The sequence below is a fragment of the Cyclobacterium lianum genome, assembly GCF_900143075.1.
Lineage (GTDB): Bacteria > Bacteroidota > Bacteroidia > Cytophagales > Cyclobacteriaceae > Cyclobacterium > Cyclobacterium lianum.
Genome location: NZ_FRCY01000001.1, coordinates 261,942 through 287,543 on the forward strand (window position 1 = coordinate 261,942; position 25,602 = coordinate 287,543).

General features: G+C 47.0%; 20 protein-coding genes and 1 riboswitch. Of the genes, 11 read left to right on the top strand and 9 right to left on the bottom strand.

Going from position 1 to position 25,602, the window contains the following annotated elements; translation table 11 throughout:
• Positions 1–9: 9 nt before the first annotated feature.
• A complete protein-coding gene (locus BUB19_RS01035) occupies positions 10–861 on the top strand; it encodes a mechanosensitive ion channel family protein (protein WP_073090361.1) in 852 nt (283 codons plus the stop codon).
• 163 nt (positions 862–1,024) lie between these two features.
• On the opposite strand, the gene BUB19_RS01040 is transcribed toward BUB19_RS01035, so the two are convergent.
• Positions 1,025–1,747 carry a hypothetical protein gene (locus BUB19_RS01040; RefSeq protein ID WP_073090364.1) on the bottom strand — a complete coding sequence of 241 codons (723 nt, stop codon included), beginning with the start codon at positions 1,745–1,747 and terminating at the stop codon, positions 1,025–1,027.
• A gap of 520 nt (positions 1,748–2,267) precedes the next feature.
• Here BUB19_RS01040 and BUB19_RS01045 point away from each other — a divergent pair.
• The 4 genes from BUB19_RS01045 (at position 2,268) to purE (ending at position 6,032) form a co-directional block, all read left to right on the top strand.
• Complete coding sequence (locus BUB19_RS01045) at positions 2,268–4,028, top strand: MutS-related protein (protein ID WP_073090367.1); 1,761 nt, start codon at positions 2,268–2,270, stop codon at positions 4,026–4,028.
• Between the two features lie 89 nt (positions 4,029–4,117).
• Positions 4,118–4,270, top strand: a complete 153-nt coding sequence (locus tag BUB19_RS23925) for a lmo0937 family membrane protein (RefSeq protein ID WP_143155874.1) — start codon at positions 4,118–4,120, stop codon at positions 4,268–4,270.
• 107 nt (positions 4,271–4,377) lie between these two features.
• A complete protein-coding gene (locus BUB19_RS01050; RefSeq protein ID WP_073090370.1) occupies positions 4,378–5,517 on the top strand; it encodes a 5-(carboxyamino)imidazole ribonucleotide synthase in 1,140 nt (379 codons plus the stop codon).
• Positions 5,514–6,032: a 5-(carboxyamino)imidazole ribonucleotide mutase gene (gene purE, locus BUB19_RS01055; RefSeq protein WP_073090373.1), complete on the top strand. Its 519-nt coding sequence runs from the start codon at positions 5,514–5,516 to the stop codon at positions 6,030–6,032. The genes BUB19_RS01050 and purE overlap by 4 nt, the downstream gene beginning before the upstream one ends.
• Positions 6,033–6,343: 311 nt before the next feature.
• On the opposite strand, the gene BUB19_RS01060 is transcribed toward purE, so the two are convergent.
• The 7 genes from BUB19_RS01060 to BUB19_RS01090 all read right to left on the bottom strand — a co-directional run bounded on the left by BUB19_RS01060 (position 6,344) and on the right by BUB19_RS01090 (position 14,330).
• Positions 6,344–8,380 (bottom strand): glycoside hydrolase family 3 protein, encoded by a 2,037-nt coding sequence (locus BUB19_RS01060; RefSeq protein ID WP_073090376.1) that lies wholly within the window; start codon positions 8,378–8,380, stop codon positions 6,344–6,346.
• Positions 8,377–8,694 carry a hypothetical protein gene (locus BUB19_RS01065; RefSeq protein WP_073090379.1) on the bottom strand — a complete coding sequence of 106 codons (318 nt, stop codon included), beginning with the start codon at positions 8,692–8,694 and terminating at the stop codon, positions 8,377–8,379. Before BUB19_RS01065 ends, BUB19_RS01060 begins: the two co-directional genes overlap by 4 nt.
• Positions 8,695–9,005: 311 nt before the next feature.
• Complete coding sequence (locus BUB19_RS01070; protein ID WP_143155875.1) at positions 9,006–9,998, bottom strand: hypothetical protein; 993 nt, start codon at positions 9,996–9,998, stop codon at positions 9,006–9,008.
• A 3-nt stretch (positions 9,999–10,001) separates the two neighbouring features.
• Complete coding sequence (locus BUB19_RS01075) at positions 10,002–11,396, bottom strand: vWA domain-containing protein (RefSeq protein WP_073090385.1); 1,395 nt, start codon at positions 11,394–11,396, stop codon at positions 10,002–10,004.
• A gap of 191 nt (positions 11,397–11,587) precedes the next feature.
• Positions 11,588–11,956 (bottom strand): DUF3127 domain-containing protein, encoded by a 369-nt coding sequence (locus BUB19_RS01080; protein ID WP_073090389.1) that lies wholly within the window; start codon positions 11,954–11,956, stop codon positions 11,588–11,590.
• 116 nt (positions 11,957–12,072) lie between these two features.
• Positions 12,073–13,773: a GMC oxidoreductase gene (locus BUB19_RS01085; protein WP_073090392.1), complete on the bottom strand. Its 1,701-nt coding sequence runs from the start codon at positions 13,771–13,773 to the stop codon at positions 12,073–12,075.
• 14 nt (positions 13,774–13,787) lie between these two features.
• Positions 13,788–14,330, bottom strand: a complete 543-nt coding sequence (locus BUB19_RS01090) for a gluconate 2-dehydrogenase subunit 3 family protein (RefSeq protein WP_073090395.1) — start codon at positions 14,328–14,330, stop codon at positions 13,788–13,790.
• Between the two features lie 143 nt (positions 14,331–14,473).
• Between BUB19_RS01090 and BUB19_RS01095 the strand changes: the two genes are divergently transcribed.
• The 5 genes from BUB19_RS01095 to BUB19_RS01115 all read left to right on the top strand — a co-directional run bounded on the left by BUB19_RS01095 (position 14,474) and on the right by BUB19_RS01115 (position 21,780).
• Positions 14,474–16,720 carry a TonB-dependent receptor domain-containing protein gene (locus BUB19_RS01095; RefSeq protein WP_073090399.1) on the top strand — a complete coding sequence of 749 codons (2,247 nt, stop codon included), beginning with the start codon at positions 14,474–14,476 and terminating at the stop codon, positions 16,718–16,720.
• Between the two features lie 14 nt (positions 16,721–16,734).
• Positions 16,735–17,343, top strand: coding sequence for a nitroreductase family protein (locus BUB19_RS01100; RefSeq protein ID WP_073090402.1), 609 nt, complete (start codon positions 16,735–16,737; stop codon positions 17,341–17,343).
• On the top strand, positions 17,343–17,948 hold the full coding sequence (gene gldD, locus BUB19_RS01105; RefSeq protein ID WP_073090405.1) for a gliding motility lipoprotein GldD: 606 nt from the start codon (positions 17,343–17,345) through the stop codon (positions 17,946–17,948). Before BUB19_RS01100 ends, gldD begins: the two co-directional genes overlap by 1 nt.
• A 129-nt stretch (positions 17,949–18,077) precedes the next feature.
• Complete coding sequence (locus BUB19_RS01110; protein ID WP_073090409.1) at positions 18,078–19,145, top strand: fatty acid desaturase family protein; 1,068 nt, start codon at positions 18,078–18,080, stop codon at positions 19,143–19,145.
• Positions 19,146–19,194: 49 nt separating this feature from the next.
• A riboswitch (TPP riboswitch) is annotated at positions 19,195–19,291 on the top strand.
• Positions 19,292–19,374: 83 nt separating this feature from the next.
• The gene (locus BUB19_RS01115; RefSeq protein WP_073090412.1) at positions 19,375–21,780 is read left to right on the top strand and encodes a TonB-dependent receptor; all 2,406 of its coding nucleotides are present in this window, start codon (positions 19,375–19,377) and stop codon (positions 21,778–21,780) included.
• A 43-nt stretch (positions 21,781–21,823) separates the two neighbouring features.
• On the opposite strand, the gene BUB19_RS01120 is transcribed toward BUB19_RS01115, so the two are convergent.
• Positions 21,824–22,942 (bottom strand): NAD(P)/FAD-dependent oxidoreductase, encoded by a 1,119-nt coding sequence (locus tag BUB19_RS01120; protein ID WP_073091439.1) that lies wholly within the window; start codon positions 22,940–22,942, stop codon positions 21,824–21,826.
• A 136-nt stretch (positions 22,943–23,078) separates the two neighbouring features.
• On the opposite strand from BUB19_RS01120, the gene BUB19_RS01125 reads away from it, so the two are divergent.
• The gene (locus tag BUB19_RS01125; RefSeq protein ID WP_073090415.1) at positions 23,079–25,580 is read left to right on the top strand and encodes a zinc-dependent metalloprotease; all 2,502 of its coding nucleotides are present in this window, start codon (positions 23,079–23,081) and stop codon (positions 25,578–25,580) included.
• The last annotated feature ends 22 nt before the right edge of the window (positions 25,581–25,602 follow it).

The following is a 25,602-nucleotide window of genomic DNA, read 5'->3' on the forward strand; positions in this document are numbered from 1 at the left end:
CAGACAACTATGGACATGGATACCATTGATTTTGCAGGTATGATGGAAAATGCGCTGCCGCTTATTTTACTCGCCCTGAAGAGTATTCTGATTGCCGTAATTATTTACTTTATTGGTAAATGGGTGATCAATTTTACCTTAAAGGCGATAGACAAACTTTTCGTGAAATATGATGTTGATCCCTCTCTATCAAGCTTTTTACGAAGCTTTTTAAAAGGCTTGTTGTATATACTGCTGATTCTGGCTGTACTTTCCACCCTGGGGGTTGAAGTAACTGCCTTTATTGCTGTATTGGGTGCCGCCGGCCTGGCCATTGGTCTGGCCCTTCAGGGATCATTGGCCAATTTTGCAGGTGGGATCCTGATACTGATCTTCAAGCCTTTTAAGGTAGGGGATACCATCGAAGCACAGGGAACCCTTGGCTCAGTAGAAAATATCGCCATTCTCTATACCACTGTTCGAAATTTTGACAACAAAGTGGTTACTATTCCTAACGGAGCTCTGGCCAACAATAGCATAACCAATTTTTCTGTTAAACCTACCAGGAGGGTGGAAATGGCTGTAGGCGTAGCCTATGGCACTGACCTGAAAAAAACCAGACAGGTGATTTTAGACACTTTGAAAAGGGATGATCGCATACACAACGATCCTGCGCCTGCCGTATATTTTACAAATTTTGGAGACAATTCACTGGATTTGTCCGTGAGGTGCTGGGCCGATGCCGATAATTTATGGCCGGTGTATTGGGACAACATGGAAGCGATCAAAGAATCTCTGGAAGGTGCTGATATTGAAGTACCATTCCCACAGCGGGATGTGCACCACTTTTTTCCGGAAGGTATGCCTGAGAAAAAGGGATAATAGCAAAGAATAAGGGTGAAAAAGCCGGAGCCTCCAACACTACCAAGTTAAAGAGGCTCCGGGCAAACCCTACATTAAAAAGTAACCAACTACCAAAACTGAATCCACTTCACTTCCAACCGCACACGTAATTTGCTTTCAAAAAAATAAAACCTTTAATTTTTTATTCGCATGCTTTCGCATCAAAATGAACCAATATTTTTTTATCCCCCTGGTTAAAAAGCTGCAAACTACCCTCTGAAGGGCTGGGAACAGCAGATTCCATGCATTCCTGCAGGTACACGATGGGTTTTACGATTTCAAAGGATGTGCTGAGATATTTTTCCGTAGACAGGCGTCCCGATCCTGAAAGGTATATCCTGAAACCTGTTTTTTCTGTAGACAGTTGCAGATCCCGTACGTATCGCTGCTGCATGCTGAACTTTTTTCCCTGAACGTTGACCAATTGAAAATTTTCCGTATCTGAAGAAAATCTCAGGCTTCTGCTCGAGACCTGATATCCCAGATTCTTCAATATTCGCTGCCCTTCCATCCTGTGTCCGTTCAGAGAAAAATCCTGAAATGTAATGCTCATTTCACTTCCTTTAAACAGAAACTCATCGGTGTAGGAGATTACAATTGCCCCTTTTTTCTCCAGTCCCCTGTTGCAGACACATCCGTCACCATAATCTACCCTGATCAGCTTGTTCTTTTCATCTCTGCTAATGCTTGATCCCGGGCAGCTTGAAGCATCCAGCAAGGGCCTGATCTTGTACTGTGTCAGATCCTGTTGCATGGCAGACAGGACCAGCAGGTCTACCTCTTCTATCAAACCCATCATGTCTGAAACCTCTCCGGAAGAAAGTATTTCTGCAGCGGGTATCAGATCTTCAGATTCCGTCGGCATGCAGGAAAAGAGAATGAAAGGAATACTTGCAACCCAATATTTCAGGAAACTAAATTTTGAAATCCCCATCTCTAACCTTGTGATAAAGTCAATGATCGTTTGTTTGTATTCGAAATGTAATATTGAAAAAATTGCTAAACCAATAAAAAACAAATTTATTTACTTTTAAAATTAACAAAACATATATTTGATTTCAAAAAGCAAAAAAATAGGTGTGCTCGAAAAAATGTACAAAAAAATGTGGCTGCCCAATTTAAAAATGCAGCTTGTATGCACTGATAGACTTGTTTTTGTTTCTAATTAAAAGGGTTTGTTGAAAAAGTTTAAAAATTTATTTTAATATTCATGAATTTCCTGCTCGAAAATCCATTTAAATGGTTGCGCTTTTAATTGATACGGCCTATCAATATGCAGGTGCTCACGGCTTTAATTTCTATTCAGCCGATGAGGGGAGGTGTTTTTCTCTAAGCTAGAAAATAAATTTTATCTTTGGTCCCTGATCTTAGAACCCACATCCACAATGAATACAGCTTTTGACCTTTCAGATCCCGAAAAATCACTGGCCATGGCCCGCAAAAGGATATTACTCCTTTCGGGAGCCAGGCTGATCATGTTCTTCCTGATGGGAATTGTACTGGTTGTTGGAATTGCTGAGGCACATTGGATAGCATTGGTGTTTATTCCTTTGAGTGGGGTTTTTGTATGGTTGATCCTGCAATTCAATCAACAGAAGGATATAGAGCATTTTTACCTGGCGGTAAAAGAAATAGCGCAGGCAAGGACCAGGCGAAAGGAGCGTCAGTTAACTGAATTTGACGGGGGCGAGGTGTTTATTGATCCGGGACATCCGTTTTCAAGTGACCTTGACCTTTTCGGTAACCACTCGCTTTTCCAATTGATTGACCATACCGTGAGCAGGGGTGGAAGCAGGAAACTCGCTTCCTGGATGCAATGGCCTTTGTCTCCCGGGCAGGCGCAGCAGAAGCAGGAGGCATTGACGGAACTAAGTAGAAAGAAAAAATTTCTCGTAGTTTTTGAAGCACTGGGGAAAGCCTTTCTGAAGCAGGAAAAGTCCAAACATTTGTTTTATCAATGGCTGAACAGCAAGGTAAATTGGAAGCAAGCTTTCCTTCTGCCCATGGTTTTCGGACCGATCGCCGGAATGTCACTACTGATCGCAGTACTGTTTGGCTACATTTCTGCTGCATACATCAGCCTGTATATTTTGATTAGCCTGGGGCTATTGAGTGTGGTATTTTCTCCGCTGCTGAAGGCCATGAAGGCCATGCCTAACGATCACGATCTGAAAACCTTTCAAGCCTGGGCCGCTCTGCTTGAAGCGGAGCATTTTGACCACCCTATTCTTGAAGCTTACCAAAAGCCGGTAAAAAATCATGGTTTTCTGGCCTCAAACGCCTTAAAGCAACTGGAAAGCCTCACTTTTTTGATTCAAAACCGGACAAACCTGATGTACCTGATTTTTAATGTTTTTTTCTGGACCGATTTTTATGTGTTTTACCGACTTACCAGTTGGAAAGAAAAGGTAGGGAAAAACATGCAGCTCTGGGAAGAGAATTTTGAGAGTTGGGAAGCACTTGTTTCTCTGGCGGCTTTTATTGAAGAAGAGGATTTGGTCTACCCTGCGCAATGGAGTAACGAGAATATACTGCGCATGAAGGCGGTAAAACATCCGCTGATCAAACCGGAGGAATGCATCGCCAATGATTTTTCGCTCGGCGAAACGCAGCAAGTGGTATTGCTGACTGGCTCTAACATGTCTGGTAAGACCACCTTTATGCGAACTGTGGGGATCAACATGGTATTGGCTGGTATGGGGGTGCCTCCTTTCGCCAGGTTTTTTCAAAGCGGACCCTTCCAACTCTATACCAGTATGCGAAATACCGATAGCCTGGGGGAAAGTGTGAGTTCATTTTATGCGGAACTGGCCAGAATCAAGGGATTGCTGGATCAGGCGGCAAAGGGAGTCCCCCTGTTTTACCTACTGGATGAAATTTTAAAAGGGACCAATACTGCAGACAGGATCATGGGAAGTGAAGCGTTGATTCATCAACTGGTACAGACTGCTTCCAGGGGCATCATTTCTACACATGACATTGAGCTGAGCGGGTTGGAGCGCAAGCTGCCATCTCTGGTAAATTACAGTTTCCATCACGATATTCAGCAGGATGAAATTGTTTTTGACTACACCATTAAACCTGGACCCTGCCCCAATTTCAATGCGCAAAAACTCATGGAGCTGATGGGAATAAAAATTAAATGAGAAAATATAAAAAAGTATGCAAATATTTTTTGGCATAAAATTTGGTAATTTTTGTGTATTCTATATAAATTAATTTAACCAACACCACTATGAGTTCTTTATTATATTTGATAGCGATCATCCTTGTGATTGGATGGATTTTTGGAGCGTTTGTGTATAGCGTAGGTGGACTGATTCACATTTTATTGGTCTTGGCCGTGATAGCGGTATTGTTTCGTCTTATTGGCGGAAGATCCGTATAGGCGAATAAACGAAATTTGATAAAAGGCTTCCCTTTAGGGAGGCTTTTTTTGTTTGCAACCGTAGATATTGCCTATTTTAGTGGCTTAAAAAAAGACACAGGAAAACCGTGCAAACAAACTACCAGCAACAGACCTTAGGCATATTGGGTGGAGGGCAGTTGGGCAGGATGCTCATTCAGGCCGGAATCAATTACAACCTGGACATACATATCCTTGATCCTGATGCCAATGCGCCCTGTAAGCATCTTTGCAACCGATTTGTTCAGGGAGCATTAAAAGACTATCAGACAGTTTACGATTTTGGGAAGGATTGTGATATCATCTCCATCGAGATCGAACATGTCAATACAGAGGCCCTTTACCAACTTGAAAAGGAAGGCAAAAAAGTTTTTCCCCAGCCCCAGGTCCTGGAAATGATACAGGACAAGAGAAAGCAAAAGCAATTTTACCTGGATAATGGTATCCCTACTGCTCCCTTTCTGCTTACAGAAAACAGGGAAGAGGTACGCCAGCATGCAGCATTTTTACCGGCTGTTCATAAGTTGGGTAAGGAGGGCTACGATGGCCGGGGTGTACAGCTCATACGTGAGAAAGCTGATCTGGACAAAGCCTTTGACGCACCGGGTTTACTGGAAAAATTTGTGGATTTTGACAAGGAGCTGGCCGTGATCGTAGCCAGAAACGAGCAGGGAAAGGTAAAGACATTTCCTTCCGTGGAATGTGCCTTCCATCCAGTCCATAATCTGGTCGAATTTCTGTTTTCCCCTGCTTCGGTAGCGCCTGAAACGGACAGAAAGGCACAGGCCCTGGCGCTGGAAGTGATCGAAAAACTGGATATGGTCGGCCTGCTTGCTGTCGAAATGTTTGTCAGCAAAGAAGGAGAAATTCTGGTCAATGAAATTGCCCCCAGGCCGCACAATAGTGGCCACCATACCATAGAAGCCAATTTTACCTCCCAGTTTGAGCAACACCTGCGGGCGGTAATGGGCATGCCGCTGGGAAATACGGAGATCAGAAGTGCTGCGGCCATGGTCAATTTACTGGGCGAAGATGGGTTTACCGGAGACGCATTGGTGGAAGGCCTGGATGAAGCCGCAAAAGAAAAGGGCGTTTACCTGCACCTTTATGGGAAAAAACTGACCAAGCCTTTTCGCAAAATGGGACATGTGACGGTATTGGAAGACGACATGCAGCTGCTCAGAGAGAAGGCCCAGCGATTAAAGAATTTAATTAAAATAAAAGCATGAGCGATATTAAGGTAGGTATTATCATGGGTAGCCAGTCGGATCTTCCGGTTATGGCAGAAGCAGCGAAGTTTTTAGAGGAGATCGAAGTAGGTTACGAGCTTACGATCGTTTCGGCCCACCGAACGCCGGATCGGATGATCGATTATGCCGTAAAGGCAAGGGAGAGGGGCATTAAGGTAATTATAGCGGGGGCAGGGGGCGCAGCACATCTCCCGGGAATGGTGGCTTCCCTGACCAGTCTGCCGGTAATTGGGGTGCCTGTAAAGTCGTCCAATTCCATCGATGGTTGGGACAGTATTCTTTCCATTCTCCAGATGCCGTCTGGTATACCGGTAGCCACAGTAGCACTGAATGGGGCAAAGAATGCCGGCATCCTGGCTGCTTCCATCGTTGGGGCTTTTGAGGAAGCAGTGGGCAACCGTATGGAAGCTTTCAAAAGATCCTTAAAGGCAAAGGTGGAAGCCAGTGCAAAGGAAGTAGAACAAAAGGGTTGGAGGAAGATTTTGGGGGAATAGGTCGTGTTTTATAGCCGTTATATTTGCATATATATATCAGTGATTTTTTAACGCGATTGCATTTTTTCCATAGAAATGGTGACAAAAGGGAAAATTTATCCGTCTTTTCTGCATGATATAACATTACCTCCCATGAAAACTTCAATTGCGTATCCGAAGCCGGCTTTTTTCCTTTTGCCTGTACAGATTCGGAAGCCCCCATGGTCCCAGGGGGACCGACGGGTACCTGGAACGAACGATTTGATCCCGAAAACCAGGACTTTCAATTGGTGCAGGAAGAGACCATTAATTTTTTCGATTGCCTATAATTTTCAATAAGTCAAGCCAAAACCAAAAGGGTAGAGGGTATCCTTTTCAGGATATCCCGGTGCATCGGGTGCCTGTTCTACTACAGCTTCCGGTTTATTCGCCAGGGCAAAGGGTAGTTTCCCTGTTGGCTTGAATTTTCCGGTAAGGATGTCCAGGAGAGCCGCATCCGTGACACCAAATGTTGCCAGTATAGCACCTGCATTCAGGATTCCCGATTTTTCATCCAGAACATAAGGTTGGCGAAAGTCAATGGCCAGTACCGTATTTTCAGCGCCAACTTTTTCCATGATGGTTTTTATGTCTGTTAATGAAGGAGTTATTTCCCAGGACGCCGAGCCCTCCATGGCTGATAGGGAGAGCAAATCCAGTTCTTTGGGGTCTGCCCCGCCAAACATCCTTCCGCTTTCTCTTCCGCCACTATTCGATACATTTACACGAATGATGGCAATTTCGGCAGCATCACTGATGGGAACAATGGCTTCGTCTTCGCTGGGAAGGTGATCACCGGGCTGTACCCTTATGCCAGGCCATGACTGATCCTCAAATACCTCCGGATTTACGCCCAAAGTATAGATCAAAAGGGAGTCCTCTTCTGCCGGAAGTGAAAGCGGGAGATTCATTTTGTTTTGAAGCAGAACGATGGATTTTCTCTGGGCGATATCCGCTTTCCTTTGGTGGGCCGGATTGCCCAGCAGGTAGGCCGCACGGTTGGGGTCCACATAGGGGTCTTCAAATAAGCCCAATTCAAACTGTTCTCTCAGAAGCCTCTTCACGGATAGGTCCACGCGCTTTTCTGAAAGTTTACCGGATTGGACCAAATCCAGGATTTGCTGGTTATCATTAAATCCGGAGAGTACATCTGTACCGGCCTCTATGGCAATGAGAATCTGTTCCTCTACGGTCTTGTCTTCAAGACCCCATGCCCGGTCACCGATAATGCCCGTGTCAGAATTGATATAGCCTTTAAAACCCAATTTTTCGCGTAGCAGCTCGGTGAGGATACCTTTGGAAAAGGCCATGCCCACATCATTTGGCATATAGGCCTGCCCCACTGGTATGCCATAGTAAGCCATGATAGAAGAGGCTCCGGCGTTTATGGCTGCCTGAAACGGGGCCAGGTGGTAATCGAAATTATCTGCCGGATAGCTCTGGTTTTTGCCGAAATCATAGTGAGGGTCGCCGCCTCCTTCCTGGGGGCCGCCTCCTGGAAAGTGCTTGATCGTCAGCGCTACGCTGTTTGCGTTCAGAGACTCACCCTGCAGGTTTTTTACGAGCGTTGTGATAATATCCGAAGCCAGTTTGCTGTCCTCAGTGAACGTTTCATGCACCCTGTACCAGCGTGGTTCAGTTGACAGGTCAGCCATATAGCCATACATGCCTCGCAGGCCAACGGCCGTCCATTCTTTGGCCATGATGTTGGCAAAATCAGCAATCAGTTCCATATCCCGGGTAGCAGCCAGCCCACTTTCCTTCGGCCAGGCCGAAAAAGCGCCTGCAGAAACATTGATCCCGGCCCTGGCATCAAAATCTACATGGTTTCGTGCATTGGATTTGAATATTACTGGTATGCCGAGCCGGGTATTTTCAGCCATTTCCTGAACGGAATTGGTAAATTGTGCCGCTTCGAAGGGGGTGATTTCGGCTCCTCCAAATCCAGTGGCTCCTCCAGTGCGGCTCGGATTATTTTTTAACGCATTCCGAAAAATAAAACGGGTCATCTTTTCATCTTCTACAAATTGCACGGCCCGCTCGTCCATACGACCATATGGTGCTGCATTCAGGGTGTTGATCAGCAACATGCCAACCTTTTCATCCAGGTGCATTTGGCTCAGCAGATTTTCGATCCGCTGTGCTACCGGCAGTCGCCAGTCCTCATAGGGATCCAGTCTACTGTTTTTATTGAGGTCCTTAAAAATCAACTGCCCTACGTGCAATTGGGCTACCGCCCGGCTCTCTAGTTGGGGTTGGTGTGAATAGCTGCCCTGGGCATGGCCCTGAAAGTATACAAAAAAAATGACTGGTAGTAATCGAATTTTCATGATTGCTTTAGTTTCCAAAGTTCTTTTGACTCATTTCCATCTTTTGTATTCAACTGTATTTTATCAGAATGACTGCAAATAAATCGGATCCGGTCCTCTGACAAATTGTTATGACTGGCGATGGCCCTCGTAGAACGCCATTCCTCCGGATGTTTAGGTTTGGTATTTTCCTGCAGCCATTTCACCACCCGTTTTACATGGCAGTATTTCAGGTACTCCTGGCGGGAATGCTCGGCCAGCCAAATGACTAATCCTGCGATGGCACCACCAACAGCGCCTATAATAATTCCCTGCCAGATTTCGACATTATCCATGTAAAAGCCAAATTTGATGGTCGGTTAAGGTTTACTGCCATACCATTCGTCCTAATATTATGGTTTAAACAACTACAGGCATACTCCCTGCAAAATCCCAGTATCTCCAGCATTTTAATCACGGATTCATTGTACCTGAATTCATTAACCCCTTGCCAGCGTAGAATCCCAATTTCGGTATTTTTTATATTTTGAGAACGGTTTTCGGCCAGGAAATCCGTAATTTAATACTGTTTAAACCCGGATTATCGGGTTAATCTGGCACGGTACACGATCCATTTCAATACTTCTTCATCAATCGGGGCTAAAAATTAACTGAGTAGATTAAAACGGATAAGCAAGTGATCTTCCTCCCTCCACCGTATCCAGCCTCTGCCCACTTCCTGAAAATCCTGGTTTAGCAAGACCACTTCTGCCCAGTCTCCCTGTATCTTCACCGGCCTTAAAAACGCATAAGTCGTTTGGATGTCGCCTGATGTCGTTAAGGGACGTGTTTTTACTTTTTCTCCCGCATCCGGCAGCAATTCTACCGAATTGACATTTAGCAAAAATTCCGGCCAATAAACCAGCTCTCCAGCCTGTCTGTATACAAATGAGGATTGTCCATTTCCGCTATTTACAATTATTTCTACCCATTCTCTGGATACACTTTTTATTTTGAAATAGAGCATGTCATAATCCAGCTTCATGATATCCGGAACCAGCCATGGTGGGGCAGTTGCTATTTCAAATTGATTGTATTCATTTTTCCTGAAGGTGATGCTGTCCTGCGCTGTAGGTTCCAGCATGGATTTTTCAAGATTTGGGTTATGGTAAAAATACAGTATGCTGCTGTCAGACACATTGGGTGAAAAATACCCCATACCCAGGCTGTGATCCGGGGCGGCTGGTCTTTTTCTGTCTGCGGGCTGGGCGGATTCAAAAGCTGTAAGCACACCTGTCTGATCACCGGTTGGGGTAGTGGAATCCGGCCTGCTATGTATAGGAATGCTTTTATTTTCCTCAGGTTTGGTCCGGTTTACGTAGCGGTAGTGGCTGATTCCATAGGCGAGCAGCAAAAGGGCAAAGAAAATCCAGTTCACAACAATTATTTTTTTGTGAACAAGATGGTAGGTAAGAAAGAAGGAGCCCAAAAAAGCAACCAAGGCGAACGTGACTCCCCAGCTCAATACAATAGCGCCGGCAGCCAGTCCCTGTCCCTCCCCTGCACCTATCCAACCGGCATAAAATATTCCGGTCAAAAAAAACACAAGTAAACAAAGTAGGTTAAACAAGAGACTGGCGGGTTTGAAAAGCTTTTTCATGATCTAGAAGATAACGGTCTTTACTATTTCAGCCCCTTGCGTTACCTCAATAGTGAGTAACTGGGGGCTACGGTCATTGTGTGGTCCCAGAGGGGTGATTTTTACGATATAGACACCGATATTTAATAAAAAAGATCTGCCTCGGTCGTAGGTGCGTCCGGCAGCCACCTGCCTGCCAGACGCGGATTCGCTGATGGTCACTATACTGTCAATAGATTTGTCCGCCAGCCTGGCATCGATAAAGGCGGTTCCTGTTTGAAAATCATGTTTTACCGGTCGGGTTCCACCAGAGGTGACGGAGACATTTTCAATCTCAGCAAAGGTATCCAGACCGTTGATGTCAAGCGCCTGGATCGTCACCGTATATAAGCCGGGGTTTAGCTCTAGTTCCTTTGCGGCATCGTAGGTTCTGACGGCCCCTGCCACAGCCCCGTCTTGATCAATCGCCTTGACCATGGCATCCCAGTAATTGCCGTTGTTGGTGATGGCAATATTGATTTTACCTCCGTCAAAACCAATCTCCTGATGCACCAGGTCGTCCTCTCTGCTTTTGATTCCGGAGACAGTGACTGTTTTTACATCGCTTCCTTCGAGCGGTCTTACCTCAAAGTTATAGGTGCTGGGGGGAAGGTAGAAATATGCCGTATCCCGATAGGTCCGAACGCGGATTGGATCCCTTTTCCCAATGATATCATAAGCTTCTATCAGGGCATCAATGGGTTTCCCGTTCTGAAACGCAAATACAGAGGCGTTATTTTTGGGCTTGTCAACGGTAGAGGCAGTGGCTTCATGCATTACGGCTCCCAGGTCTGCCGCGTCCGATGCAGGGAAATACCGGCCGTCACCTGCCTTTGCAGCACATTCCAATTGTCCGGTGTCTTCATCGACGAGGCCAAATCCGATGATGTGCAAACGAAAATCCACTCCCTGTTCTCTGGCTTTCCTTACCACCTCGCAGATATTGCCGTCGCAGGATTCAATGCCGTCCGTTACAAGGATCACGGTGGCCGGGGTTTTTGAGTCTCTTATCCGATCTATTACCAACGAGGCAGCGTAGGCCAATGGGGTCATGCCCAGGGGCTTGACTGCCGCAACAGCGGCGATGAATTCGGGGTTCGTTCCCTCATTGTAATCTACCAAAAACTCAACATCTCTGCAATCGCCCTTATTTCTGTGTCCATAGGCGACCAGGCCGATTTGTTGGTTTTCGGGAAGCTCATTGACCGCATCCGTCAGTACCTCAGCGGCAATTTGCATTTTGGTTTTTCCGGCAAGGTGGCCCCACATGGATCCACTCGCATCATAGATAAAAATGATGGGTGGGCCGGATTTGCTAATTTGGCCGCTCACCGAAATCAACGGTAAACAGCCCAGAAAATAAAGGATAAGGATTTTCATAGCCGGCAGAAAATGAGGGATTTATAGTAAATATAGACAAAAAATCTAATTTACCGTGGTTTTGTCCGTTGGATTACCCACTATGCTCATTCGTCTGATTTCATTTCCTGCCGGCAAAAAATTGGCTTAGCGCGTGCTGTCCTTGTTGCAGCGCTTTAAGTGACCACCAAAAACAGACCGATTAGCTCTTTTCAGAATGGCAGGATATCCCCTTCACTGTCGTCGGAAAATGTGCTGACATCCGGCTGGTCATTTTTTTGGGTTCCGGTGCGCTGTCCTCCACCGCTTCCGCTGTTGTCCTGGCTATTTACCCGCCAGACTTTGACATCGGTATACCAACGGCCATTGAATTCCCGGCTCTCGACCTCAATATTTGCCGTGATTTCAATGCCCTCCTGTATGTTAAACTGATCAATTTTTTCACCCCAAACGGTAAGGCATACTTTTTTTGGATACTGGCCGGGCGTTTCCATGATATAATCCCTTTTTCGCCAGGCTCCATTCCTGCCATTTCCTGATTGCTCTTCTAGTGCCTGAATTATTTTTCCTGAAATTTCCATGTTTGCTGGTTATTGATTGAAAAAACGAAGGTACTCAAAACCGCTTGGATTTTAAAGTCTCATTCTCCCGGAGAAGGGTAAACGTCAGCTCTTTCAGGATGTGAAGAGAAAAGTGTTTAGCCCAGGTTTTTCACCGCATGGTCCACGGCACGGGCCGCAAAGGCCATGTATGTCAAGGAAGGATTTTGCGTACTCGTCGAGGTCATGCAGGCTCCATCAGTGACATAGACGTTCGGACAGGCATGAACCTGGTTCCATTTATTCAGTATGGAGGTTTTGGGATCATTGCCCATTCTTGCCCCTCCCATTTCGTGGATGTCCAGCCCGGGCGCCCGCTTGTCATCCCGGGTGCGGATATTGGTAAATCCAGCCGCCTCAAACATTTCCGTCATCTGCTCCAGATAGTCTTTGATCATGGCCTCATCGTTGGCGTCATAGTCTATGGAGACTTTAAGTTGCGGGATACCCCAGGCATCTGTCAGGTTAGGATCCAGACTTACCTGACTCTCCTCTTTAGGAATGGTTTCACCCATCATGTGGGAACCGACCCTCCAGGGTCCGTATTGCTCACGGGTCATGGCTTGTTCCAGTTCATCTCCTATGCCAGAGTAGTCATTGACCATGCTGCGGTTTGCACTGAAGCCTGCCGCATAGCCTCTCAGAAAGTCGGTTTCCTGTCGGTATACGTTTCTGAACCTGGGGAAATAACCGGAAGTAGGTCTGCGTCCCTCTGTGGTAAACTCTTTCAACCCATCGAACTCACCGGATATGCCTGCGCGATAATTGTGAAAAGCCACATATTTGCCGAGTACCCCACTGTCATTGCCGAGTCCGTTTGGAAAGCGGTTGGAAATGGAGTTAAGCAGGATGAGGTTTGTATTCAGTGCACTGGCATTGACAAAGATCACATCTGCATAGTACTCTGTGGAGGCGTTGGTTTGGGCATCTATCACCCGCACCCCTGTGGCTTTTCCCTTGTCTTCGTCATATATAATGGAATGGACTACGGCATGGTGCTGCATGCTCAGGTTGCCGGTTTTTGCAGCCCAGGGTAGCGTAGAAGAATTGCTGCTAAAATATCCTCCAAAAGGACATCCACGCTGACATAGCGTGCGGTTCTGACACAAGGTCCTGCCTTGTTTGGCGTAAAATTCCTGGTTGCCGGTAATATGGGCACACCTGGCCACTATGATTTCTCTTTCAGGATAATTTTTTCGTAAAAAATCCTTGAAATACAATTCTCCTGCTGTCAGTTCGAAGGGCGGTAAAAACTCACCATCAGGCAAATTAGGCTTTCCATCCTTATTGCCCGAAACCCCTATAAATTTTTCTACATGGCTGTACCAGGGCGCCAGATCCTTATACCGTATAGGCCAGTCCACAGCAAATCCATCCCTGGCCGGGCCTTCAAAGTCAAAATCGCTCCAGCGCTGAACCTGCCGGGCCCAGAGCAGAGATTTACCCCCGGTCTGGTAGCCACGGATCCAGTCAAATGGCTTTTCCTGCACGTAGGGATGTTCGGTATCCTTGACAAAAAAATGCTGTGCGTCTTCCCGAAACGCATAGCAGCGGCTGACGACTGGATTTTCCTTCCTGATCGCTTCCGGGATATTTCCCCTGTGCTCAAATTCCCAGGGCATCATATTGGTAGTGGGATAGTCCTGAACGTGTTTCACCTCCCGTCCTCTTTCCAACACCAGCGTTTTAAGCCCCTTCTCGCAAAGTTCCTTTGCCGCCCATCCCCCGCTCATTCCTGAGCCAATCACGATGGCATCATAGGTGTTTTCTTTCTTGCTTTTGATATTTAAATTCGCCATTGCGCTAGATTCATTTATGCTTTTTCAATTTTTTTACTTCCAAAAAATCGGGCAGGGACCAATTCATAAGGTTTAACCTCGGTCATGAAGTATTCTGAATTCAGGTAACCCTGCAGGGAAAATTGTTTGGTAAAGGCCAGAAAACGGGCCATGATTCCAGCCTCACTCTCCGGAGTTGCTTCCATCGTCATGGTCTGACGAATGGCATCTGCAGCGCTATCCTGTTCCATTTTTGAGAAGGCTTCTCCAAAGTTTTCCTGTACAAAGGTCTCCCACCCCCTGAGTCCTTTTACAAAGATTTCCTGTTGCTCCTCTCTGAGGCAGTCATTGCACATGACAAGTACGAAATCCTGGAGCTGAATTTCTTCCGCCTTTATCAGGGTTGTTCCGGGAAAGATCGTATTGGTGATTTTTGTCAGTGTTGCTTTTTGGGAAGCAGTTATTTTAAGGTTTTGATAGGCTTGCAGGAGCGATTCTTCGCTGAAGTTACAGGATGGAATCGCAATGACCCCTCCTGTAAGAATCGCCAGTTGCCTCATGGCTGTTCTTCTATCCATAATTTCCGGCAGATTTATTGAAAATGCCCGGGCAAGATATTGATTTTTTGATTAAGCGCCACAGGTTTTTTTTATTGGTGGTGGATTAAAGGGAAAATGGGGTAATTTTGAAATTCAGTTTAAAAAAATCAAAAATAATTCTAATGCTTCGATTTCTACTCCTTATATGGCTACTACCTGTTTCTGTTTTTGCCCAGACCACTTTACGAGTGGTGGACGAGCAGTCAGGGGAACCTGTGCCTTATGCTTCACTGAAAGGCAATAACCAGCAAGCCTATGTGGCCGATGAGAATGGTGTTATAACGCTGACCATTGCGGTGCAGACAGAAATGCAACTGAGCCACGTGGCTTTTCAGAGCAGGCAGGTGACCGTTCCGGATTCAGGTGAGTTGACAATATCCATGCAGCGGGCGGAAACATCCCTGACGGAGGTGGTGGTGAGTTCATTTGATTCAGAAAGGCCACTTTTGGAGCAGGCAGCCGGCATCGCCAGGGTTGCAGAATCCGAATTGTACCGGTTTAATGAAACCTCGTTGGTTCATGCTTTCAATACCAAACCAGGAATACGCGTAGAAGAGCGGGCACCTGCCAGTTACAGGATATCGATCAGGGGCAGTTCATTGCGTGCTCCCTTTGGCGTAAGAAATGTAAAAGTGTACTGGAATGGGATACCGTTTACTGCTGCGGACGGTACCACCCCACTCAACATGCTGGACCTTTCCAATATCCAGAATACAGAGATCATCAAGGGACCGGCAGGCAGCATATATGGTGCTGGCAATGGGGGAGTGATCAGCTTTAAATCTGACCTGCGGGTAACAGAAAACCGGATTGGCACCGATTTTTCTCTGGGGGATTTCGGACTGATGCGTTATCGGATCGGTGTGGACCAGCAGATGGAGGAAGGCGGAATTAAAGTATCTTATGCCAAACAGCGTTCTGACGGATACCGGGAGCATACAGCGATGGATCGGGAGGTGCTGCAGGTGACGGGATACTTCAAGCCTTCCGACAAGCAAAGGCTCACCACCCAATTGCTGTATTCAGATCTTTTTTACGAATTGCCCGGAGCGTTGACGGCAGCTCAACGGGAGGAGGATCCCCGGCAGGCCAGACCCGGATCAGCGGCGCAGAATGCTTCTATAGACCAGCAGTCTATGTACGGTGTCCTATCTCACGATTACCAAATCAACCCTAACTTCAGCAACAAGACATCAATCTATATCAATACAGTGGATTTTGAAAATCCATTTAACCTGGATTATAAGAAAGAGACACAGTATAGCTATGGCGGAAGGTCGAGCTTTACCTATGATGGTGCCTGGGGACCCATTCCTGTAAGATTGATTGGTGGGGGAGAATACCAATTTTCGAAAACTGCGGCGCAGAATTTTGGCAACCGGGGAGGAATGGCCGATACAGTCCGGTTTAGTGATGAGTTGCTGACCACCACCGCATTCCTGTTTCAGCAGATAGAAGCAGAGCTTTCAGACCGGTTTTTGATGACATTGGGCCTGAGCGAAAATTTTTCCAGCTTTGATATTGCCAGAAACATTGATGCAATCAACGGGATGCCCTCTACTGCAAAAAGAACCTTTGATCCGGTAATCATTCCCAGGATTGCCTTGTCCGCAAAATTAAACCCCACAGCGGCACTGCATGCCAGTATCAGCTCGGGATTTTCACCCCCTACCATCGATGAGGTCAGGACCAACGAAGGTACCATCAACCTCGATCTGGAAGCCGAAAAAGGCATCAACTATGAATTGGGCTACCGCGGCAGCTTCAACCAGGGCCGGGTCAACGTGGATGGTTCCGTATTTTATTTCCAACTGGATGAAACCATCACCACCTATACCAATGAACAGGGGGTAGTCTTGTTTCGGAATGCAGGTGCTACCGACCAGAAAGGTATAGAATTTTTGGTAGACTATGCCCTGATCAGGAATCAATTGGCTTTTGTACAAGAACTGAAACTTACCCATACATTTGCAGGTCATTATTTTACCTTTGCCGATTTCATGCAGGGCGAAAACGATTATTCCGGGAATGATCTTACCGGAGTGGCTCCACACACAGTGGTTAATCAGTTGGATATACGGACCAGACCGGGATTTTATGTCAATTTTACACATCAGTTTGTGGATGATATCCCGCTTAACGATGCCAATACCGTGTACCAAGAGGCCTATCACCTGGTGAATGCCAGAACAGGCTGGAGAGGTACGGCCGGCAACAAATTGGACCTGGAGGTTTTTGCAGGGGTAGAAAATATGTTGAATGCCAGTTACAGCCTTGGAAATGACCTGAATCCGTTTGGAGGCAGGTATTTTCAGCCAGCTGCGACAAGAAACTTTTATGGAGGAATAAAGGTTGGGTTAAAATATTAGCATAAAATACCATCATGAATAACAGACCCGTATTTAATATAGAGGAAGTCAACAAAATCATCCGAAACCGGAGATCGCAATTTGTAGCCCAGTTTAAGGAAAACGACCCGGTGGACGAGCACATCGTTTTGGAAATGTTGGAAAATGCCAATTGGGCGCCCACACACAAGCTGACAGAACCCTGGCGATTTGTAGTTTTTGCGGGCGAAGGCCTGCAAAAGCTTGCTGATTTTCAATCAAACCTTTACAGAGAGAGGAGTGAAAAGACAGGCAATTTTATTGAAGCTACCTACAACAAGCTGAAAGAAAACCCTTTAAAGGCATCTCATGTCATTGCAATCGGAATGAAGAAGGACTTGAGGGCCAATCTTCCGGAAATGGAGGAAGTGGCTGCAGTGGCGATGGCGGTGCAAAACATGTACCTGACTGCCAGCGCCCATGGTCTGGCAGCGTACTGGGGCACTGGCGGCCCCACTTTCTGGCCGGAGGCAAAGCCTTTCTTCGGACTGGACGAGGAGGACAAGCTAATGGGGTTTTTCTATGTAGCCAAGCCAGCATCAGACCGCTGGCCGGAGGGCCGCCGCAAGCCCATTTCTGATAAAGTAACCTGGGTAAAGGATTGATGCTGCCGGTTAAATTAAAAGCACCATCGCCCGCCCTGAGCGTTAGCTGGATTATTCTGACGATAGTTCTGCTTAGCGCCTGCGGGGAAGACTATATTCCCAAGCCCATGGGCTACAACAGGATAGACCTGCCTGAGCGGGAGTTTGAATCTCTCGACATGGACCTACCCTATTCTTTTGAACATTCCAGCCACCTGCAGATTGAGCCGGATTCCTTTAATATGGATGAAAAGAACTGGATCAACCTGCACTATACCTCTCTGGGTGCCCGCGTACACCTTACCTACAAACCCATTGAAGGAAAAAAAGAAAATCTGAAGGCTTACCTGGACGATGCGTTAAACCTGACATTCAAACATCAGGTAAAAGCCTATGGTATAGACGAAGGTCTGGTCCGGACCCCCAGGGGCTATACGGGTCTGGTGGCGGAGTTGAGCGGTCAGGTACCCACTCAATTTCAGTTTTTTGTTACCGACTCCACGGAGCATTTTCTGCGTGGAGCCCTGTACTTCCAAACGGCAGTAAAAAACGATTCCCTGGCACCGATCATCGAATATGTCAAGACAGACATGATGCACCTGATCAATAGTGTTGAATTCGATTGATATTGCCAGTTGAAATGCCTACCTTACAAAAGAATGTGTTTTAGTCCGACAAAGGGATTTTTCACGTGCTTCCCAATCCAGCCCTTTCTTCTGCTTACAATCACCAGTATTTAAATCCAATAACGTATTATGGCTACGCCAAAATTTTCAAAATCCACAATTACCTTCCATCAGGACCTGAAACAGAGGGTTGGTGCTTACTTCAAGGAGACAAACCTGCCGCGCTCGGGAAACCGGCCCTTGTATCTGAAAGCAGGGCGAATGGTTTTATCGTTTATTTCGGTGTACACCCACCTTATTTTTTTTACTCCCCATTGGCTCATTGCCCTGGCAGAATGCCTGGTGCTCGGCGCGTTGACAGCGTTTATAGGATTCAATGTGATGCACGATGGGGCACATGGAAGCTTCAGCGACAAGCCCTGGATCAATAAGATGGCGGGCCTGTCCATCAACTTTTTGGGTGCAAATGTATTTATGTGGAAAACCAAACATAATGTGGTACACCACTCCTATACCAATGTGGACGGAGTAGACGATGACCTGAATGCCAGACCATTTTTAAGGCTTTCTCCAAGCCAGCGAAAATTCAGGATCCATCGCTTCCAGCATTACTATTTTATTTTCACCTATTCACTCTTGTACCTGTACTGGGTGTTTTTCACAGACTATAAAAAATACGTGACCAAAAGGGTAGGCATGGTGCCAATCCAAAAAATGAAACTTTCCGATCATATCAGCTTCTGGAGTTTCAAAGCGATCCACCTGGTGTTGTTTGTCGCCATCCCCGTTTTCATGCTTGGATGGAGCCAATGGCTACCTGGCTTTCTGGTATACAGCTTGTTTGCGGGCCTGCTTCTGACTACGGTGTTCCAACTGGCCCACAGTCTGGAAGAGACTGCTTTTCCGGTCCCTGCTCCTGCCACAAACAGCCTGGAAGATGAGTGGATGATTCACCAAATTCGCACCACAGCGAATTTTGCCACCGGATACAAACTGCTGACCTGGTTTTTAGGCGGCTTAAATTATCAGGTAGAGCATCACCTGTTTCCAAAGATCTCTCACATCCACTATCCGGCTATCAGCAGGATCATCAGGCAGGCCTGTAAAGAGTACGACATTACATATCTGGAACATAAAAGGCTTCGTATGGCCTTTCTGTCCCATTTTCGTCACCTGAGAATTCTGGGTACCGCCTAACTTCTCCGGAAAGGCTTGCCAAATCCATTTCTACCGCTTACATTTGTCAGCAGATCATTAGGGGTGCCCCAAAGCAACGGGCTGAGATCATACCCATATTACCTGATCCGGGTAGTGCCGGCGAAGGGAAATGAGAAATAGCTAATCGTACGCAATGCTATTGGGTAAACAATCGAAAAAGGAAAGCCCCTTTTTTCCTTTTATGTTTAACCGAAATTCGTAAAATATCATGATTCGCTTTTATCTGTTGGCGGCAATGTCGCTGTTTTGTCATTGGACTCAGGCGCAAAGCCGCATTGAAGGAGAAGTCAGGGATGCCGGTAATGGCATGCCTCTTCCGGGAGCCAATATTTATGTAGAGGAAGTCGCGAAGGGCACGGTCGCAGACCGGGAGGGTAAGTTTAACCTGGAGGCTCTTGACAAAGAGGATTACACATTGATCATCAGCTTTGTAGGTTACCAAACACGGAGTCTGAAAGTGTCAACGGAAACAAACACCATGCTGCTGATTGACCTGGAACCGGCTACGCTGACCACAGAGGAGTTTATTGTTTCCGGCACGCGGGCATCCGCCACCACACCTACTACCTTTCAATTGATAGAAAAATCTGACCTTTCAAAGAATAATCTGGGACAGGATTTGCCGATGCTGCTGAATTATACCCCGTCCATGGTCACCCATTCCGATGCCGGAGCAGGGGTAGGTTATACCGGCCTGCGCATACGGGGTACGGACCAGACCCGCATCAATGTGACGGTAAATGGTATCCCCCTGAATGATGCAGAATCACACGGGGTGTTTTGGGTAAACATGCCGGATTTTGCCTCCTCTGTGGAAAATATTCAGATTCAGAGAGGGGTAGGCACTTCCACCAACGGGGCTGCCACCTTCGGAGCCAGCCTCAATATCCAAACAGACAATAAGCGGGAAAAGGCATATGCAGAAACAGACCATTCCTTCGGTTCATTCAATACCCGAAAACATACCGTCAAGGCAGGGTCCGGATTGATCAACGATCGCTGGGCAGTAGATGCCAGGCTATCCAGAATCAGCTCCGACGGCTATATAGACCGGGCATATTCGGATCTGAAGTCTTATTTTGTATCCGGAGGTTATTATGGAGAAGATCATGTATTCAAGGTAAATGTTTTCTCAGGAACAGAGCAGACCTATCAGGCCTGGAACGGGGTACCCGAAAACCTGCTGGAAACAAACCGTACCTACAACGGCTATACCTACGAAAATGAGACGGATAACTACCAGCAAGACCATTATCAATTTATCTATGCCGGTAGTTGGGGGAGCCGCATAAAAGCCAATTTTGCCCTGCACTACACGCAGGGACAGGGGTATTACGAGCAGTTCCGGCCCGATGATAATTTGCCGGGCAATTATGGGATAGCACCCATAGCCATCGGCAATGAGCTGATCAGCAGTACGGACCTTATCCGCCGGAGGTGGCTCGACAATGATTTCTATGGTGGCGTATTCTCGCTGCAATATGTTTCTGACGATGGCAAGCTGGATGCTATCCTGGGAGGCGGGGCAAACCGGTATGACGGAGACCACTTTGGAGAGATCATCTGGATGAGATTTGCCGGCGATACTGATATCAGGGACCGATACTATGATAATGTGGCGGTCAAAGATGACCGAAATGTGTATCTGAAATCCACCTATGAGCTAAGGGATCGCCTGTATCTATTTGGAGACCTGCAATGGAGAAATATCCACTACCGCTTTAATGGGATCAACAATGACCTTAGAGACATTTCCGGCAAGCAGGACTATAACTTCTTTAATCCAAAAGTTGGATTGTCCTATGAGACGGGAAATGGGAAGACCCTATATGCTTCCTATGCGGTGGCCAACCGGGAACCGGTACGCAGGGATTTTACCGATTCGCCGCTTACAGAGATTCCGCGGCCCGAAAAACTGAACAACCTGGAAGCGGGGCTCAGGGTAAACAGAGCCGGCTATCAGTACAGTGCCAATTTTTACTATATGGGCTACGAAGACCAGTTGGTACTCACAGGTCAACTTAATGATGTGGGCGCCTATATAAGGGAGAATGTGGCCAGCAGCTACAGGGCAGGCATAGAACTGGATGCGGCCGTACAGGTGGCTCCCCAGTGGACTTTGGGTGGTAATATTGCTCTGAGCCGAAACAAGATTGATTCCTTTACGGAATACAATGATGTATATGATGAAAATTGGGGTTTTGCCGGTCAGGAGAGTACCAGCTATACCAACACCGATATTGCCTTTTCTCCAGGACTGGTTAGTAGCGCAATCATCGATTTTCGACCGCTAAAAAATATGGAACTCAGCCTGCTCAACAAATACGTGGGCCGGCAATACCTGGACAATACCCAGCAGGAAGACCGCAGCCTGGATCCATTCTGGACTTCTGACCTCAGATTTTCCTACCTCTGGTCCCCGGAATGGGTGAAGGAGATCGCATTTACAATAAAAGTAAACAATGTTTTTAACCAGTTATACGAACCCAATGGATATACCTTTAGCTATTTTATTCCTGGCGAAGGAGCCACTGGCCGGGAGCTGGTAACAGAAAACTACTATTACCCCATGGCAGGCACGAACTACATGGCGGGTGTGTCCATCCGCTTTTGATTTCAATATTCAAAGAGAGGTGGGCCCTGTCGGGGCTTGCCTTTCACTGAATCGGCAATCCGTGAGTCTGGCGGATGATCTTTCTGGAAAGAAAGGAGGATTTCTTGAGTACATTGACGGCGAGGGATGAAACCAAAGGGGCTCCGAATAGTCTTTGCACATTCCTGCCTAATCGGAGACGGCTGTAGAAAAAGTTTTTCCAGGTTTCCTGGTAGGCCCTCTGCAGATCCTCCAGACGGCTGTGTTGCAAAAATGCGTCGGCGGCCAGTTTGCCGGTATGTATGGCAATGGCCATGCCGTTGCCACAAAGGGGGGTGATCATTCCAGCCGCATCACCGAGCATGAGCATGTTGTTTTCCACAGGTTTTTTTGTGGCAAAACTGATTTCATTGATCACTTCAGGCCTGTCCCAGAGAAAATGCGCTTTTTCAAATATTTCCCTAATGTGCGGGTTGGCGTACAAGTGTTTTTCCTCCATAGCACCAATACTTCCCGAGTCCCTTAATTGGGTACGGCTTCCGAGGTAGCAGAGGTTAAATTGGCCATTTTCTACCTTGTTGATACCCAGATAACCTCCGTTGTAATTGTGCAGGGCTACCATATTTTCATTCTGGCCCTCAATTTCGATATGGTATTTGACACCTATGTACGGACTCTTTTGGCGTACAAAGCCCCTGTTAAGTTGTTTGTCTATTTTTGATCTTTTGCCATAGGCCGCCAGTACATAGCTTGCCGGAAGCAGACTGCCATCGCTGGTTTCAATTAAAAAGTGCCGTTTCTCGGGCAGAAAACGGACGTTCGTGGCCTGAGTTTTCTGAAGAAATCTGACCCCAACCTCCCGGCATTTCTGAAAAAAGTGATGGTCCAGCACAAACCTGCTGATACCAAAGCCCCCGAGTTCCAGAGGAAAATCCGCTACATCACCATTTACCGCACTCAATCTGAAGTGGTTGATGCTGGCCGGATAGTGTTCGAATGGAAACAGGCCTTCTTTAATCAGAAAGTCACGCACCTCATTGGATACGTATTCTCCGCAGACCCGGTGAAAAGGATAGGCTTTTTTTTCTATGACCAAAACACTTTTTCCCTGCTTTGCCAGTAGATAGGCGGCAGTGAGCCCGGACAATCCTCCTCCGATGATTATGATTTCGTTTTCAAACATGCGCAAGGTGTTAACCATTCTTCTTCAGGAAGGTTTAGAATAGGCAGATGTAATTTATGGGATTATTTCTGTCCAGGAGTTAGCAGCCCTTTCAAATTAAAACTTTATTTTCGCCATTCAATAAAATTAATTGGTAATGAACAGAAGTATTCGGAATATCAGGCTTGCAGCTCTGGTACTTTTTTGTGCAGGCTTATTGCTCAATCTGATTTGTATGGATCAGGCGCAGGCCCAACGAAGTATCAAACGAAGCAAGAAAAAGGAAGTAGAAAAGGAGGAGAAAGCTCCGGAATCCAAAGATGGCTTAAAGCCGTATGACAAGGTAATCACGGATAAAGCTATTTCTAAAAGCGGTCTGTTTACCGTACATAATGTGGAGGGGAAATATTACTATGAGATCCCCGAAGAAATGCTTGGAAGGGAGATGTTGATGGTGACGACCATTGCCAGGACAGCTTCAGGAATTGGATATGGGGGAGAGCGGACCAATACCCAAATGTTGCGCTGGGATAAGAACGATAAAAATATCTTACTCAAAGTGGTTTCCTATTCCAATACGGCCGCTGATTCGCTCCCCATCTATGATGCGGTGAAGAATTCGAACCTGGAGCCGATTCTGTATCGATTTGATGTAGAGGCAAAGGGGAAAGAGGACAAGGGCTGGGTAATAGAAGTTACCGATCTTTTTTCGAAGGATGTGCAGGCGCTAGGCCTACAAAAGAGCAGGCGCACGCAATATAAAGTCTCCCGGCTGGACACAGACCGGACCTATGTGGAGCGCATCAGTCCCTACCCTACCAATATAGAAGCAAGATATGTACTCACCTATGCCGCCGCTGAACCACCTTCCAATTCCAGCACGGGATTGATTACAGTAGAAATGAACAGCAGCATGGTTTTGCTGCCGGAGGAACCCATGATGCAGCGCCTGGCAGACCGCCGGGTGGGCTGGTTCAGCACCCGGGTGACAGATTATGGGCTAGATGCCCAAAAGGCCAGCCAAAGGACTTATCTGGATCGCTGGAGACTGGAAGTGAAGGAGGGAGACATGGAGAAATTTAAAGCAGGCGAATTGGTAGAGCCGAAAAAGCAAATCGTCTACTACATCGATCCAGCTACCCCGAAAAAGTGGGTACCCTATTTGAAAGCAGGGGTGGAAGACTGGAATGTGGCCTTTGAGGAGGCAGGATTTAAAAATGCCATTGTGGCCAAAGATGCTCCTACCCCAGAAGAGGATCCGGATTGGCATCCTGAAGATGCCCGCTACTCGGTAATCCGGTACTTTGCCTCGGATATTCAGAATGCCTATGGTCCCCATGTATCAGATCCCCGTTCAGGCGAAATTATCGAATCGGATATTGGCTGGTACCACAATGTAATGAATCTGCTGAGGAATTGGTTTTTTGTCCAGACGGCTGCCATCAATCCCGAATCCAGAGGAACTGAATTTAAGGATGAAGTAATGGGTAGGCTGATCCGTTTTGTCTCTGCCCATGAGGTAGGTCATACCCTGGGATTGCCCCATAATTTTGCATCATCCTTCGCCTATCCGGTAGATTCCCTGCGTTCGGCTACATTCACTGCCGAGTACGGTACGGCTCCTTCCATTATGGATTATGCCCGCTTCAATTACATCGCCCAGCCTGAGGATGAAGGGGTGCATTTGTACCCGGAGGTGGGTCCATACGATAAGTTTGCCGTTGGCTGGGGGTACAGACCCATATTGGAAGCCGCTACCCCGGAGGAGGAGCAGGCCATACTTGATCAGTGGATACTGGACAAAAAAGGAGATCCGGTATTTCGCTATGGCAGACAGGGCAATGCCTATGATCCCAGCACACAGAGCGAAGACCTGGGAGATAACGCCATGAAAGCCTCGGATTATGGGATCAAAAACCTGAAAAGAATCCTGCCCAATCTGATCGAATGGACTGCTGAGGAGGACAAGCCCTTCAAGGATTACGATGATCTGGAGGAATTGTATGGGCAGGTACTGGCACAATTTAACCGCTACATGGGTCATGTAAAGACCAATATCGGAGGCGTATACGAAATATATAAGGCCGTTGGCCAGGATGAGGCGGTATACACCCACGTAGACAAGACTACCCAGCAAGAGGCCATGGCTTTCCTCAATCGGGAATTGTTTGCCAGTCAGGATTGGCTTACAGACAATGCCATCACCCGCAGAATAGAAGATTTTGGTATTCTTGACCGTATCAGAAAAATACAAGTGAACAACCTGAATGCCATATTGGAATGGGGGCGATTGGGCCGGGTTATTGAGAATGAAGCCATAAATGGGGAAAAAGCCTACGGTCTCCTGACACTCATGGATGAGCTCCGGGAAGGGATCTGGTCAGAGTTGGGTCAGGGCAGCCTGATAGATGTCAACCGCAGGAGCCTGCAGCGGGCACACATTGAGCGGCTGGAGCTGTTGCTTACTGAAAATGCCACAGGGAGATCAGCAGCTTCGCTTGATGCATCCCAATCTGATATTCGACCTGCAGCGCGCGCAAGTCTGAGAAACCTGCAGGAGCAGATAGAACGGGCGATACCCGGGACAGCTGACCGGATGAGCAAAATTCACCTGGAAGACAGCCTGCAAAGGATCAAAGACATTCTGGATCAGGACTGAGAAACCCTGCAGCATTTTCCCC